At 43.2% G+C, this 15,731-nt stretch carries 11 protein-coding genes and 2 pseudogenes; 8 read left to right on the forward strand and 5 right to left on the reverse strand.

The genetic code is table 11. The features are described from left to right. Positions 1–84: 84 nt before the first annotated feature. A complete protein-coding gene (locus OQJ86_RS13390) occupies positions 85–1,380 on the forward strand; it encodes a glycoside hydrolase family 18 protein (RefSeq protein WP_265988059.1) in 1,296 nt (431 codons plus the stop codon). Positions 1,381–1,446: 66 nt separating this feature from the next. Here OQJ86_RS13390 and OQJ86_RS13395 read toward each other — a convergent pair whose 3' ends face one another. The 5 genes from OQJ86_RS13395 to OQJ86_RS13415 all read right to left on the reverse strand — a co-directional run bounded on the left by OQJ86_RS13395 (position 1,447) and on the right by OQJ86_RS13415 (position 7,679). Further along, positions 1,447–3,738, reverse strand: coding sequence for an EAL domain-containing protein (locus OQJ86_RS13395; RefSeq protein ID WP_265988060.1), 2,292 nt, complete (start codon positions 3,736–3,738; stop codon positions 1,447–1,449). 21 nt (positions 3,739–3,759) lie between these two features. Continuing rightward, the gene (locus OQJ86_RS13400) at positions 3,760–4,590 is read right to left on the reverse strand and encodes a sulfurtransferase (RefSeq protein ID WP_265988061.1); all 831 of its coding nucleotides are present in this window, start codon (positions 4,588–4,590) and stop codon (positions 3,760–3,762) included. 55 nt (positions 4,591–4,645) lie between these two features. Further along, entirely contained in the window at positions 4,646–4,945 is a 300-nt protein-coding gene (locus OQJ86_RS13405) for a hypothetical protein (RefSeq protein WP_265988070.1), read from the reverse strand. Between the two features lie 151 nt (positions 4,946–5,096). Beyond that, complete coding sequence (locus tag OQJ86_RS13410) at positions 5,097–5,558, reverse strand: hypothetical protein (RefSeq protein WP_265988062.1); 462 nt, start codon at positions 5,556–5,558, stop codon at positions 5,097–5,099. 12 nt (positions 5,559–5,570) lie between these two features. Further along, positions 5,571–7,679, reverse strand: coding sequence for an LruC domain-containing protein (locus OQJ86_RS13415; protein ID WP_265988063.1), 2,109 nt, complete (start codon positions 7,677–7,679; stop codon positions 5,571–5,573). Between the two features lie 662 nt (positions 7,680–8,341). Here OQJ86_RS13415 and OQJ86_RS13420 point away from each other — a divergent pair. The 7 genes and pseudogenes from OQJ86_RS13420 to ribB all read left to right on the forward strand — a co-directional run bounded on the left by OQJ86_RS13420 (position 8,342) and on the right by ribB (position 15,451). Continuing rightward, positions 8,342–9,774 (forward strand): annotated as a pseudogene (locus OQJ86_RS13420) (aldehyde dehydrogenase family protein). Positions 9,775–9,789: 15 nt separating this feature from the next. Continuing rightward, entirely contained in the window at positions 9,790–10,707 is a 918-nt protein-coding gene (locus OQJ86_RS13425) for an acyl transferase (protein WP_265988064.1), read from the forward strand. 35 nt (positions 10,708–10,742) lie between these two features. Next, positions 10,743–11,809: pseudogene (locus OQJ86_RS13430) on the forward strand (alkanal monooxygenase). A gap of 26 nt (positions 11,810–11,835) precedes the next feature. After that, positions 11,836–12,810 (forward strand): alkanal monooxygenase, encoded by a 975-nt coding sequence (locus OQJ86_RS13435; protein ID WP_265988065.1) that lies wholly within the window; start codon positions 11,836–11,838, stop codon positions 12,808–12,810. Between the two features lie 85 nt (positions 12,811–12,895). Beyond that, positions 12,896–14,029, forward strand: a complete 1,134-nt coding sequence (locus OQJ86_RS13440; protein ID WP_265988066.1) for a long-chain fatty acid--CoA ligase — start codon at positions 12,896–12,898, stop codon at positions 14,027–14,029. Positions 14,030–14,034: 5 nt separating this feature from the next. Further along, positions 14,035–14,736 carry an NAD(P)H-flavin reductase gene (gene fre / locus OQJ86_RS13445; RefSeq protein WP_265988067.1) on the forward strand — a complete coding sequence of 234 codons (702 nt, stop codon included), beginning with the start codon at positions 14,035–14,037 and terminating at the stop codon, positions 14,734–14,736. A gap of 22 nt (positions 14,737–14,758) precedes the next feature. Continuing rightward, entirely contained in the window at positions 14,759–15,451 is a 693-nt protein-coding gene (ribB, locus tag OQJ86_RS13450) for a 3,4-dihydroxy-2-butanone-4-phosphate synthase (protein ID WP_171374447.1), read from the forward strand. The last annotated feature ends 280 nt before the right edge of the window (positions 15,452–15,731 follow it).

Below are 15,731 nucleotides of genomic sequence, written 5' to 3' on the forward strand. Positions count from 1 at the left end.
ATAGATCACTCGCAGCCTGATTTCGTTTGCAAGTTAAAAATATTCCTCAGGAGTAATTTGGAATTGATTACTCTGGAGGAAACCATGAAAAAAACACTTCTCGCAGCTGCACTATTTACGGGGTTAACTGGGGTTGCTCAAGCTGAGCAAAAGGTCGTTGCAGGCTACTTCGCTGATTGGCAATACGCGAATGCTGAAAACCCATACACAGTGAAAGACATCCCAGCGGACAACCTTACCCATATTATTTACGCATTTTTAAGCATGTGTGGTCCTCATACTGGCGCGTCAGAAACGGTTCAAAAGCTCGTTGCCAAACAATGCGAAGGCAAAGAACCTTACACCGCGATTCTTGTTGATACCGAAGCCGCGCTTGAGAAAGATTTTGGCCCAGTTTCTGTCAAAGTGCCTTACAAGGGGCATTTTGCTCAACTCGCCGAGCTTAAGAAGCAATATCCTGATTTAACAATTCTGCCTTCTTTTGGTGGCTGGACCATGTCTGAACCGTTTCACGCAATGGCGAAGAACAAGCAAGCGATGGATCAGTTCTCAAAAACGGCCGTCGAGTTAATTGCTCAATACGATTTCTTCGATGGGATCGATCTTGACTGGGAATACCCAGGTGGCGGCGGTTTAACCACATCGCCTTGGAACCCTGATACCAAACTGACCGATGAGCAGAAAGCGTTAGAACGTGATGCATTCACTTATCTTGTAAAAACCATGCGTGGTGACTTAGATACATTAGCGAAACAAACAAAACGCGAATATGAGCTTTCTACGGCAGTGGGCGTTGGTTCAAAAGCGGCAGGCATTGATTGGAAAGCGGCACAACCTTACCTAACGAATATGTTCGCAATGACTTACGACTTCCTAGGTGGTTGGGGTCAACAAACTGGACATACGACTAACTTGCACGCTACCGAACGCAGCTGGTGGGGCATGGGCGCAGATGTTTTCATTAACCAGATGATTGAACTGGGTATCCCTAGTGAGAAGTTGGTGATTGGTGCTGCTTTCTATGGACGCGGCTGGCAAGGGACTAAAGACTTCTCAGGTGATTTGCCGACACAGGATTTGGTTTCAGAACAAGGTGCGCAGTTTGGTACTGGTGAGAATGGCTATTTCATGTTCTGGGATTTGATGAAGAACTACAGTGCTAAGCAAGGTTACGAATACAAATATGACGAGCAATCACAAGCTCCTTATTTGTGGAATCCAGATAAGAAAGTTTTTATTTCGTTTGAAGATCAGCGTTCAATTAAAGCCAAAGCAGATTGGGCTAAACAAGCAAAACTCGGCGGTATTTTTACTTGGGAGCTGTCTGGCGATCCGAAAGGTGAGCTCGTCGAAGTGATGTATAAAGAAATGCAGAAGTAAGCATTCGAAGGCATCTTTTTCGCTGGTTTACGATGACACTAACGTAATAATGAAAACAAGCCGTTGTTATTCTGCGACGGCTTTTTCATTGCTGCTTTGTTGTGCAAATTCTATCAACGCCTCAAAAAGCAGTGGTTTGGAATAGAAGTAGCCTTGGATTAGATCGCAACCACAAACAGCAAGCTGATCACGTTGTTGCTTTGTTTCTACACCTTCCGCTAAGACCTTCATACCAAAATTCTTACCAATGGCGATGATGTTTTGCACCATGTTGAGGGCTTTTTCATCCTCTTCGATGTTATCGACAAAGCTTTTATCAATCTTTACCTCATCAATTGGAAGGGCTTTCAGCATACTCAAAGAAGAGTAACCCGTACCGAAGTCATCCAGTGAAATTTTAAAGCCTAATTGGTGTAAGCGTTCGCAAATCGGTGCGAACTTGTCCAAATCCTCAATGAACAAGTTTTCGGTTATCTCCAACGTAATTCGATTTTGGTCAACACCATATTTTTCAATCGATGCAAGGAGATTGTCGACGAAGTTCACCTGAATAAATTGCTTGACCGATATGTTGATCGACATTTGAATCGGTTGGTGTGAAGTTGCCATCAACCTTGCCATATCAATAAGGCTTTTTTCTATTATCAACTCTCCCAGACGAACCATTAAACCAGAGCTTTCGGCCAAAGGAATAAATTCATTGGGTGGTACAAAACCAAGCTCTTCGTCTTGCCAGCGAATCAACGCTTCCACGCCATAAACCTGCCCATTTACGTTCAGTTGAGGCTGATAAACCATAAACAGGCTTTGTCTCTCGATGGCTAGTCTTAAACGCTGTTCGATGCGCATTTTGTGCAAGTGCTTTACATGCATCTGTTGGTCAAACAAGCTGTAGGTGTTTCGCTCTTTTTTCGCTTGGTACATCGCAATATCGGCTGAGCGAAGCAGTGCATCTAGGTTGTTGCCATGGGATGGGTAAAGTGCAATACCAATGCTGCAACTGAGTAAGAATTGGTTGTCTTTAACAATGTAAGGTTCGGATAAATAAGCGATGAGATCGCTAGCAAGCGTATTGATGCTGGCTTTATCTACGAGATTGACAAGAAGGATGAACTCATCACTGGCTTCTCGGATAATCAATCGTCCTTCCGCTTCAAACGTTTTTAGGCGCTGAGCGATTTGTTTTAACACTTCGTCGCCAAATTCATGGCCGTGTGTGTCGTTGACCGATTTAAAGTTATCGACATCAATAAACATCAGAGTAAAAGGGTTGGAAGCCCCTCCTAGCCAGCGACCGATGTGGGTTCGCAAATATTCACGATTGGGCAGGAGAGTGAGGTGGTCATGGTGCGCTTGATATAAGAGTTTCTCTCGCGTCGCCAATTCGTTGTTCGCAATGGAGCGGACGAGCGCATAAAAACCAGCTTGAATGAAAATGAATACGATGGAATAAAGAGCGAATTGCTCAAAGAATCCACTTTGGATATATCTGAGATCAGTAGATGAAGAAGCCCAAAGTTTATAGTCAGGCAAATACTTTAACGTCACGAGTTGATTGATTCTAGGGTCATCTGCAACAATATTTACCGCGCTCGCTAGTGATTTGACAGTATCTCGGCTCCAGCCATATTTTTTGTCTACTTGCTCAAAAACGATTGATTTTTTATGGCCATCAGCAGGATGGTTATAACTGTAAACCGTCGCCTGCTCTGCGGATGTAAACGTTAAGTAGCCATCTTCACGTACTAGGGAAACGCGATTGTGCTCGTTGGCATGAATATCATTTCTAAAGACCAAGGAAGAATTCATTTTGAAGCCTGCCGTCATTACAGCAGTGACTCGTCCCTGTTTATCACGAATTGCTTTTCTAATTGGGATCACCAATGAATCGAGAGCAGGCATAAAATACGTGCGTCCAACGACCATATGATTAGATTCAAGTGCGGCAATGAATGTGTCTTTGGTTTGCGGATTTTGATTGAGGTTCTTTAGTTTTTGCAAATCTAAGTTGGAGCTTATTGCAAGGTAATCTCCTTGAGGGTTTGTTAAACCAAATGCAGCGATTGCTGGGTGGATACTCATAAGATTGTCTAGCAGCGGACGCATCTGAAGGGAGGCGGTGCGCGTGAAGTCATTTTGCTCAACAAGCTGATGACCGACAACTTCAAGAAGGGTTTCTTGTGCTTTAAAGAGTGAATCGACCGATGAAGCAAACAGCTCCAATTGTAAGAGCTGTTTGTCTTTGTATTTATCGAGGGTGGATTCGTAGTGATAATGACCAAATAAAGAAAACAAACCGACGCTAATTGCGAAAAGCGTTATGTACAGCGTCCAAATGTTCTTCTTTAATCCGATCATATTATTTTGATGACTCCTAAATTAGCACTCGATAGGTAGGGATTGGTCTGCGCCCCATTCTGTCCATGACCCGTCATAAACCGATAGTTTTTGCATGCCTAATTGATACGCTGCTAGTAATAAAATGCACGCAGTGACACCAGAACCACAACTGAAAATGATTGATTTGTCATTATTTATTGTTAGTTCGCTAAATATCTGTTGCAACTCTGAATTTGGCTTAATGTGACCGTCCGTTAATAGTTCTTGAAACGGCAAGCAAACCGCATGCGGAATGTGCCCACTGCGTAGACCTTCTCGAGGTTCTGGCACTTCACCTAAAAAACGAGCCTTGGAACGAGCATCAATAATATTTGCACTTTGGTGATTTGAGTGGCCAAGAACCGCTTGGGCATCCAAAAATGCCTTTTTATCCAATTTGCCAGAAAAATCACCTTGCTCTTTGGGTTGTACAAGCGTCTCTACGACAGGGAAACCCGCGTCAATCCAAGCGGGTAAACCGCCATTCAAAACACGAACATTGTTATGCCCCATTGCTTTTAACATCCACCATGCTCTTGGTGCTGCTAGCGTGCCTGAGTTGTCATAGATCACGATGAGATCATCGTTATTCAGCCCCAACTGTTGTGCGCGGTTATTGAAGTCAGCTTCCGTTGGCATCATGTGGGGAAGGGGGGAATTCGGTAAACAAAAGTTATTGTCATAATCAAAACGCTGCGTACCAGAAATCCATTGGTTCTGAATTTTCGTTGTTTCGGATGGAATTTGAAAAGCAATGCTCGCATCTAAGAGCTTAAGGTTTGGTTTACCTAAGAGTGGTTGTAATTCATTGACAGTAATCAGTGCTTGCATGTTTTGTGCTTCCTTACCATGGCATGAAGCCGTTGTATAAATGAGCAGAATAGGCTTATTCGCATTTCAAAAATGTGAGCGGCTGCTCGAAGAGAGAACCTGTGGTTTGGTTGAATGTCACCGTTGAACCTACTGGGCAATCTACCGTTACAGGGACCGAGATAGGTGCTTGACCTTGTTCAGGTAAATCGATGGTTAAGTATCGGCGTTGTCCGTCAAGCGATTGAGTTAATGTATTACTTATCACCGTTGTAGTGACGGTTTGGTTTTTCTCTGATGATGTTAACCAAAGCACAAAAACTAACAGCAGTATGGTACCTGAAAAGACAAAAATGTAGGTTTTGGGGTTGTCCAACGTGTTTTCCCGCATCTTCAGTAATCCTTCTGTTTTACAATAAAAAAATCGCATGTTCAAAAGAACGATGCGATTTTTAAGTTAAAGTATGGACAATTATGCGGTAAAGCTTGTTGTTCGTACCGTTATTACCTTTCGGTTTGGTCAGAGACTACAACGTTAAGCTCGTATCGCTGGTGGAAATAACTCGTCGAATTGGGTCAGTGCCATCGTAAAACCAAATCTCGACCAGTAAATCACCTTGGCTGTCAGAGATATTGAAATCAAAATCTGCTTGGCCATTGCTCAAGGGTATAGAAGCCACTTTGCTGGGGTAACTGGCTTTGTAGTTACCTGCGCTGTCTTCTTGGAAGTCCTTATACAAGCTTAAATGCGCACGTTGAGAAGAGAAACCACTGATATCGACACTAAGTGTGCCTTCTTTCACTGGATTGTAGTTAAAGCCTTCTGGTACCACTAAATCCTGCATGGTGGTCTCTTCTTCCGGAACCGTCACTGTTGTTGGAGGTGGTGCTGGTGGTGGTGTTGAACTATCATCGTCGCTGCTACCGCCGCCTCCACCGCCACATGCCGTTAGTGCTAATCCCATAATGATTGTGGTTAAGTATTTCATAATATTATCTCCCTATGGACGGTTGTAGCACTTGTCGGCTGTTGGTGATTGGTGCCAGGTTTCGCTCTCTGTACCTCCAGACTCAGCCCAAGTTTGGAATGCAGGGTAGGCTTCAACCATGTCAATTCGTTCTAAAGGCCACTCCCAGTCTTCTACAATAAGTAGAGCCCAAGGAAGGTAAGTGGCTGTTTTGAAGTAGTTGTTTGAGCCATTCAAACTTGCATCGACACCTCGACCATATAAGGATGTATCGAATTGCTCAGTTGGTGCTTGTCCAGGTAAGTGCACTTCCCATTTACGACCTGGTTGGAAAGTGATGCCGTCGCCATGGTATGTATTTGGTGTTGCAAAGATGAACGGGTCGTATGGCATATCGGTTATCGCAGAGCGATCAGAACCTTCTGTAAAGTAGATGTTGAGGGTAAAATCCAACAGTGCAGTATTGGTATCACAGTCAGATTCGGTTCTAAAGAAAGTACATCCACCGCTGCTGGCGGCGTGAACACTCATGTCTTCACCAATGATAAATATTGCTTCATCAGAGATGCTTTCCAGTCCGTTTGACGCTTGCTCAACACCATCAAATGTCAGTGTTGTCAACGCGGTTTCGATACTGCTTCGTGATACACTAGGTAATCGAATAGCAAAGCCATTTTTATAGGTGGCACCGTAAGCGACCAATTTGCCCGAGATTTTGATGTTTTCGACATGACCAGCCAACGTGGTTTCTGTGATTTGTAGGTCAACAACGACATCATTCATGTCATAGTCCGCTGTATATGGCCAGTTGTCTTCATAAGCAACGGATGCGTAATCGTCTACTGCTGGGAAGTGCTCCACAGCGTAACCATTAGCCGTTATTGTGATTGGGTGATCTTCCACCTCGCCTGATGTTGAACCACCATCGTAGTTAAGGTCAGTTTGTTGACTAAAACGGAAACGACTCCAGCTTGAACCGGCGGTCGCAGCGGCAGAAACAACAAATGGAAGGGAGTTGCTACCCGCAGCGAGAAGCTCATTGGTGAAGACTTGCTCGCCATCATCATCAAAGTCACCATCGCGGTTCCAGTCAAACCAAGCGGATAGATAGCCTGTTGTTGATGCGGTTACTTCGATAACGGAACTCAAGCCTGGGTCGAGAGCAGCAACAAAACCAACGCCATCTTCATCGGCTGTGTCAACCGCGTTATCATCCGCTTGCCCACCAACGTCACCGTCTGGAGCAATTGAACCAAGCCAAGTAATGCCATCAACTTCGTGACGTGGACCATTCGAAGCCAGTGTTGTGTGGTAGGTGTCTGGAGCATCACCGAAATCGATAGGTTCTTCAGGGTCAATGATGGGAGCGTTAGCACAACGAGCGCCATCATTTTGATTAGATGCAGGGCCGTTAGATACAAATTCAACAGCGGTGACAGTACCTGCAGCTACGTTTTCTGCGGTTAAGCTGACGCGGAAAATCTTACCATCAGAATTACGTGACATGTAGTAGTTACCATCAACATCAAAGTAACCTGCCCCAAATACACCAGTAACGCCAATGTTGCCGATCAGTGTTGTCGCTCCACTTGTTCTATCGAATTGGTAGAGCTTACCGGTGTTGTTGTCTACGCCGTACAAAGCACCATCATCAGGGTGGAATGCAAAGTCGGTAAGATTTACGGTAGCGGTTGACGTTATTTGTACCAATGACAATTGGGCTGTTGGGTCAGTGTCAAGTGGTGACAGGTCAATCTTGTATAAGCCTTTGTTTTTTCGATAAAGGTAGTACACATGATCATAAACATCGCCAACGAAAAAGTGATTACCCATACCAAGCAGTCCGCTGACGTTTAGTATTTCAGCCTGGAAATCTTGCCCGAGTCGGACCACGCGGTTCTCAGTTGTATCATATCCGTAGATATAACGGTCGGTGAAATCGAATCCGACGGCATTTATGTTGCTGGAGATTCCTGTATCCCCTTGCAATAGCGTTGTTGAGCCCGTAACTAGGTTAATACCGTAAACCTGAGTTGGTGTCGATTGGAACAAATATGCCTTGCTTGGGCAGGTATCAAACGGTGCAGCGTTGACGTATGCGCTTACCAGAAGAGACCCGAGTAGTAGTGATGTCCTTTTCATGATTCGCCCTCTCATTGATTTGTAATATATGCAATGAAAGGAATGTGCCACTTTTAAGTTGTTGATATATAAGAATTAAGTTTTCCGCTTTTTGCAATTTCTAATCTGAAAGTCAAAATGAAAATTTAATTGATGTCGATTTCTGAAAATTTAAAACCACTCTGGGGCAATCGTTAAATGTAGCGATGCTTAAGTTTAGGTTTTAATGCGTGGCGGGGTAATTTTGAACAAACTTTCCACCTAAGCCCCTTTTTTATGCATGGTCTTTTCGGTGTGTATGGTGTGATTTTGTGTATCTAATTTTATAGATTATGCATTGTTTTGCATATTTTCCATATGTGCTTTTGTTTAAGCGCCTGAGCTAACTTGGCCTAGATTGCTTTACAAGAAAAGATTCTAATTAAAGTATGTTGTATTTATGCATGAGTTAATGGTTATCATTATCAAACATTTGATGAGTCTAACAATAGAAATAACTGAAATTTATAACCTATTTAAATTTCATGAATAACTATAATCAATATAAACTATAATGCCATCAGTTTATATAAAACCTAATTAGTTTGATTGATGTAATATTATTTGTATTTTGACATGAAATTTCTTTCAATCTCAAATTCTAAGAACTAATGTTTTTCCAAATTAGAAGGAGAGCTTTTGATATGGAAAAACACTTACCATTGATTATAAATGGTCAAATAGTTTCTACTGAAGGAAAAGGTTATGAGATCACTTTTGAAGAAAAAAAGTAAAGATAGATTCTCTGAACCATGAAGTTTTGTCACAAATACTTCATTATGACTTTTTGAGTGATCTAAATGTAAATAATATTATCAATTTTCTTTATACAGTGGGTCAACGTTGGAAGAATGAAGAATATTCAAGAAGAAGGGCATATATTAGGACTCTAATTACTTATTTAGGTTACTCACCACAAATGGCGAAGTTAGAGGCAAATTGGATCGCGATGATTCTCTGCTCTAAAAGTGCCTTGTACGACATTATTAATACAGAACTTGGGTCTGCTCATATTCAGGATGAATGGTTGCCTCAAGGAGAGTGCTATGTAAAAGCCTTTCCGAAAGGACGAGTCATGCATTTGCTTGCGGGTAATGTCCCTCTCTCTGGTGTGACATCGATATTGCGCGGCATCTTGACCAAGAATCAATGTATCGTTCGAATGTCGGCTTCTGATCCGTTTACTGCCCATGCGCTAGCAATGAGCTTCATTGATGTGAACCCAGAACACCCGATTTCCAAGTCACTCTCCGTCGTCTATTGGCCCCATAAGGCAGATACGACAATTGCGGAAGAGCTAATTAGTCATATGGATGCAGTTGTTGCTTGGGGCGGGCAGGATGCAATTGATTGGGCCGTTAAGCATTCGCCTTCACACATTGATGTTTTGAAGTTTGGTCCTAAAAAAAGTTTTACCATTTTAGATGAACCGACCAACTTAGATGAGGCCGCTTCCGGCGTCGCTCATGATATTTGCTTTTATGACCAAAATGCTTGCTTCTCTACTCAAAATATATATTTTTGTGGGAATAACTACGAAGCTTTTAAAGATAAGTTAGTAGAAAAACTATGTCTTTATGAAAATATACTCCCTAAGTCCAAGCAAAGCTTTGATGAAGAGGCTTTATTTTCCTTTACTCGGCTAGAGTGTCAATTCTCAGGTCTCAATGTTATATCGGAACCAGATAATAAGTGGATGATTATAGAATCAGAAGCTGGTGTTGAATATAACCAGCCTTTAAGTCGTTGTGTTTATATTCACAAAATAAACAAGGTTGAAGATGTTGTTGATTATATCGCTAAGCATAAAACTCAAACAATTTCGTTTTACCCTTGGGATGCATCAATTAAATACCGAGATATATTTGCTCAAAAAGGTGTTGAGCGAATAGTTGAATCCGGAATGAACAATATATTTAGAGCAGGCGGCGCACATGATGCGATGCGACCACTACAACGTTTAGTTCGATTTGTGTCTCATGAAAGGCCATATAGTTTCACCACCAAGGATGTATCTGTAGAAATAGAGCAAACCCGATTTCTTGAAGAAGATAAGTTCTTGGTTTTCGTCCCTTAAATAAGGAAATTTATAATGAAAAACCAATGCAAGACTATTTCTCACGTGCTGAGCGTGAATAATGGTCAGGAAATTCATGTCTGGGAAACACTACCGAATGAAAGTGTGCCCCAAAAAAATAATACCATTCTTATTGCTTCTGGGTTTGCCAGAAGAATGGATCATTTCGCAGGTCTCGCAGAATACTTGTCTGAAAATGGGTTCCATGTTTTCCGTTATGACTCACTTCACCATGTCGGTTTGAGTTCAGGTACCATCGATGAGTTTACGATGACCACCGGAAAAAACAGTTTATGCACGGTCTATCACTGGCTGCAACAAAAGGGCATGTCGAACATCGGCCTTATTGCGGCAAGTTTGTCAGCTCGTGTGGTGTATGAGGTCATTGCTGATCTTGAACTGTCTTTCCTCATTACTGCTGTTGGTGTCGTCAATCTGCGTGACACGCTGGAAAAAGCACTTGGGTTTGATTATCTCAGCTTACCTATCGATGAGCTGCCAAACGATCTTGATTTCGAAGGGCACAAGCTTGGCTCTGAAGTGTTTGTTCGAGATTGTTTTGAACATCATTGGGATACATTGGAATCTACGCTTGCCAAGGTGGCCAATACGTCCGTTCCGTTAATTGCTTTTACTGCCAACAACGATGATTGGGTAGAGCAAGAGGAAGTGTACGGTATGCTCGGAAAGATCAGTAGTGGCAATTGCAAACTGTACTCCCTGCTTGGGAGCTCCCACGACTTAGGTGAGAACTTAGTCGTCCTCCGCAACTTTTATCAATCCGTGACGAAAGCCGCGATCGCGATGGATGGCGGTCGTTTAGAAATCGATGTTGATTTTGTCGAGCCTGACTTCGAGCAGCTCACCATCGCGACGGTCAATGAGCGCCGTCTAAAAGCAGAAATCGAAAGTCGCTCGCCAGAAATGGCTTAACGCTTACCCGTTACACCAATAAATAAGGAAACGTTATGAAATTTGGAAATTTCCTTCTCACTTACCAACCACCTGAGTTAGATCAGACAGAAGTGATGAAGCGATTGGTTAATCTTGGCAAAGCCTCTGAAGGTTGTGGTTTCGATACCGTTTGGCTACTAGAGCATCATTTACCGAGTTCGGGTTATTAGGTAACCCATATGTGGCTGCCGCGCACTTACTTGGTGCGACTCAAAACCTTAATGTTGGTACCGCTGCGATTGTATTACCAACGGCACATCCTGTTCGACAAGCTGAAGACGTGAACTTGCTTGATCAAATGTCGAAAGGGCGATTCCGCTTTGGTATTTGTCGCGGGTTGTACGATAAAGACTTTCGTGTATTTGGTACTGACATGGATAACAGCCGTGCGTTGATGGATTGTTGGTATGACTTAATGAAGGAAGGTTTTAACGAAGGCTACATGGCGGCAGATAACGAGCATATCAAGTTTCCCAGAGTCCAACTGAATCCAGCAGCACATACTAAAGGCGGAGCTCCAGTTTATGTGGTAGCAGAGTCAGCATCTACAACGGAATGGGCAGCACAACGCGGTCTACCGATGATTTTAAGTTGGATCATCAACACGCATGAAAAGAAAGCCCAGCTCGATCTTTACAATGAAATCGCGGCGGAGCATGGCTACGACGTTACCCAAATTGACCACTGCCTGTCTTACATTACTTCGGTTGATCATGACTCAGAGAAAGCCAAAGACATTTGCCGAAACTTCCTTGGCCATTGGTATGACTCTTACGTGAATGCCACCACCATTTTTGACGACTCCAATCAGACCAAAGGGTACGACTTTAACAAAGGCCAATGGCGCGATTTTGTTTTGAAAGGTCATAAAGACACGAATCGTCGTATTGATTACAGCTACGAAATCAATCCAGTAGGCACGCCTGAAGAATGCATCGCAATTATCCAGCAGGATATTGATGCTACGGGCATCAACAACATTTGCTGCGGCTTTGAAGCTAACGGTTCAGAAGAAGAAATCATCGCATCTATGAAGCTCTTTCAATCTGATGTGATGCCATACCTCAAAGAGAAACAGTAATAATTATTTTCGATAAGGAAAGGGACATGAAATTTGGATTATTCTTCCTCAATTTTTTGAACTCAAAACGCTCTTCAGACCAAGTCATTGAAGAGATGTTAGATACCGCTCATTACGCCGACCAGCTTCGCTTTGATACTGTTGCTGTGTATGAAAATCATTTTTCGAACTATGGAGCCGTTGGGGCACCGTTGACGGTTGCGGGTTTTTTACTTGGTATGACTCAACATCTCAAAGTCGCTTCTTTGAATCATGTCATCACCACTCATCATCCTGTCCGCGTTGCCGAAGAGGCTTGCTTGCTTGATCAAATGAGTGAAGGGCGCTTTGTTTTTGGATTTAGTGATTGCGAAAAAAGTACTGATATGCGTTTCTTCAATCGTCCGACCGATGCGCAGTTTAAGGTGTTTGAAGCATGTTATGAAATCATCAATGATGCTTTTTCAACGGGTTATTGCCACCCAGACAACGATTTTTTCAGTTTTCCAAAAATTTCTGTAAATCCGCATGCTTATACCGAAGGCGGTCCCGCTCAGTTTGTGAATGCCACAAGTAAAGAAGTGGTTGAATGGGCAGCGAAGCGAGGTCTCGCCCTTGTGTTTAAGTGGGATGACTCCAATGCACTACGCCAAGAATACGCGATGCTTTACAACGATATTGCAAACGAACACGGTGTGGATATTGCGAGCGTACGTCATAAGCTGACTCTTTTAGTCAACCAGAATCCTGATGGTGACAAAGCAAGAGCAGAAACGCATGAGTACTTAGCAGAGTATGTTCGCGAATCTTACCCAAATAGTGACTTCTCCACAAAAATGTCCGAATTGTTGTCTGAAAATGCAATTGGTACTTATGAAGAAAGTACACAAGCAGCACGTATCGCAATCGAATGCTGTGGTGCTTCTGATGTATTGATGTCATTTGAGTCAATCGCAGATAAGACGCAGCAAAGAGCGGTCATCGATGTTGTGAATGCCAATATTGTGAAATACCACGCTTAAGATCATACCAACGCATAAAGGGGCTACATTGACGCCCCTTTCTCCATCTCTATGCGCAATCGCGCTTATGTATATAGGCATTTATATGGACGTACTTTCAGCGGTCAAGCAGGAAAATATCGCGGCAAGCACAGAAATCGATGACTTGATTTTTATGGGTACACCGCAGCAGTGGTCTTTGCAGCAACAAAAGCAATTGACTTCTCGCCTCGTCAAAGAGGCTTACCGACATCATTACCAGAATAACGAGGAATATCGCCATTTTTGTCAATCATTAGGCGTGACAAGCGATATCTCTGACCTTAATGATATTCCCGTTTTCCCAACTTCAATTTTTAAACTAAGAACGTTGCTTACGATTGATGACACTGACGTTGAAAATCGATTCACAAGCAGTGGTACCAGTGGAATAAAAAGTGTGGTTGCTAGAGACCGACTGAGCATAGAGCGCCTGCTTGGTTCGGTCAATTTCGGTATGAACTATGTCGGTGACTGGTTCGATCATCAAATGGAACTGGTCAACTTAGGCCCTGACCGTTTTAGCGCCAATAATATTTGGTTTAAATACGTGATGAGCTTGGTGGAGCTGCTCTATCCGACGGCTTTTACGGTGAATGAAGATGAAATCGATTTCGAAGCCACGTTAGCAAATATGGCGCGGATTAAAGAAAAGGGTAAGACAATCTGTCTTATTGGTCCTCCTTATTTTATCTACTTGCTTTGCCACTTCATGCGTGAACAAGGGCAGGATTTCAATGGTGGCAGTGAGCTCTATATTATTACCGGTGGGGGCTGGAAGAAGCACCAAGACCAATCACTCGACCGAGAGGCCTTTAATCAGCTTCTGCTAGACACTTTTGGCTTAGATAGCGCGCAGCAGATCCGAGATACCTTCAACCAAGTGGAGCTAAATACCTGCTTTTTTGAAGACAACGAACATAAAAAGAGAGTGCCTCCTTGGGTGTTCGCTAGAGCGTTGAACCCTATTACGCTCAAACCCGTGTCTAATGGAGAGCCGGGCCTAATGAGTTATATGGATGCATCAGCGGTGAGCTACCCTTGTTTTTTGGTCACTGATGATATCGGAATTGTAAGAGAAGAGCAGGGTGACAGGCCTGGCACAACGGTTGAGATCGTCAGACGGGTTAATACTAGAGGGCTAAAGGGATGTGCACTTAGCCTGTCTCAAGCCATTACAGTGAAGGACGTGAAGGAATAAATGCCATGTTATGTACGATAGAAAAGATAGAACCACTGACTAGCTGTATCTTCCGTGTGGTTTTAAAACCGGACCAACCTTTTGATTTTAAAGCAGGCCAATACATTAACGTCAGCTTAAGCTTCGGCAGCCTGCCGTTTTCTATCGCCTCTTGCCCGTCTGAAGGTGGGTTTCTGGAACTTCATATTGGAGGCTCAGAACCGCGCAATAAGAATATTCTCGTAATGGAAGAGCTGACTAATGCTTGGTTCAGCGGTAAAAAGTTAGAAGTGAGTGAAGTAAGAGGCGAAGCTTGGCTGCGAAGCCAAAGTGTAAAACCACTGTTACTTGTGGCTGGTGGGACGGGCATGTCATACACGCTGAGCATTTTAAGAAACAGTCTGCAGCGCGGGTTTACCCAACCGATCTATGTCTATTGGGGAGCAAAGGACATGGACAATCTCTACGTGCATGATGAGCTCGTTGATATTGCGCTAGAAAACAAAAATGTCAGCTATGTCCCTATTACTGAAGTTTCAAATTCACCTCAATATGCAAAGCATGGACAAGTGCTCGATTGCGTGATGAATGATTTTCGCAATCTATCTGAGTTCGATATCTACTTATGTGGTCCCGGGAAAATGGTGGAAGTCGCTCGAAATTGGTTTTGTAAGGAAAGAGGCGCGGAACTCGACCAACTTTACGCTGACGCATTCGCTTACTTATAACAAGTTTCAAGGAGAAGAAATCATGAGTTCTACATCACTTTTAGAAGAGTTTGGTAATCCGCTGCAAAGAGTCGAAAGGGCGATTGAGGCATTGAAAAATGGAAACGGTGTTTTATTAATGGATGATGAGAACCGAGAAAACGAAGGTGACCTCATTTTTTCAGCGCAGCACCTTACTGATCAACAAATGGCGTTAATGATAAGAGAGTGCAGTGGTATTGTGTGTCTATGCTTAACTCAAGAACGAGCGAACTGGCTGGAATTGCCTCCTATGGTCGAAGATAACCGAAGTAAAAACCAAACAGCTTTTACGGTGTCTATTGAGGCGAAACAAGGTGTGACAACCGGTGTATCAGCAAAAGACCGTGTGACAACGGTAAAAACAGCGATCTACTTTGACGCTCAACCAGATGATCTTGCAAGGCCTGGGCACGTGTTTCCTTTGGTTGCCAAAACCAATGGTGTATTGACTCGTCGGGGGCATACTGAAGGGACGATTGACTTAATGTATCTTGCTAACCTTGTTCCTGCCGGTGTGCTATGCGAACTGACCAACTCAGACGGCACTATGGCAAAGCTTCCTGAAACCATTGCTTTTGCAAAACGTCATGAGATGCCAGTTTTGACGATAGAAGACATTGTTGAATATCGGACGGGGATAGACCTACGAAATGAATATGAAAGCAGCCCAATGAATGAGGTGAGCCTAACGTAGTCAAATTTAATCCTTAACGCTCCTTTTGTTCAGTGCCTACGCTGACTTTTCCGCCCTTCCTCGGGCGGCTTTTTCGTTTTAGGGCGATAAAAATTAACCCGCAATGAGCCTGTCTCTTATACACAAATCCCCAAGCTTGTAGTTTGGGGATTTTTTTTGAACTCTTTCACGTGTGTGCGATCTGAGCACTTAGTATTCCTCATTGAAACACTAAGATGACACATTCAGACGCTAAACTTTGGGCACAAGAACAATTTGGACAAGCACAACTTAAAGACCC

The organism is Vibrio sp. Sgm 5 (assembly GCF_026241575.1).
Lineage (GTDB): Bacteria > Pseudomonadota > Gammaproteobacteria > Enterobacterales > Vibrionaceae > Vibrio > Vibrio jasicida.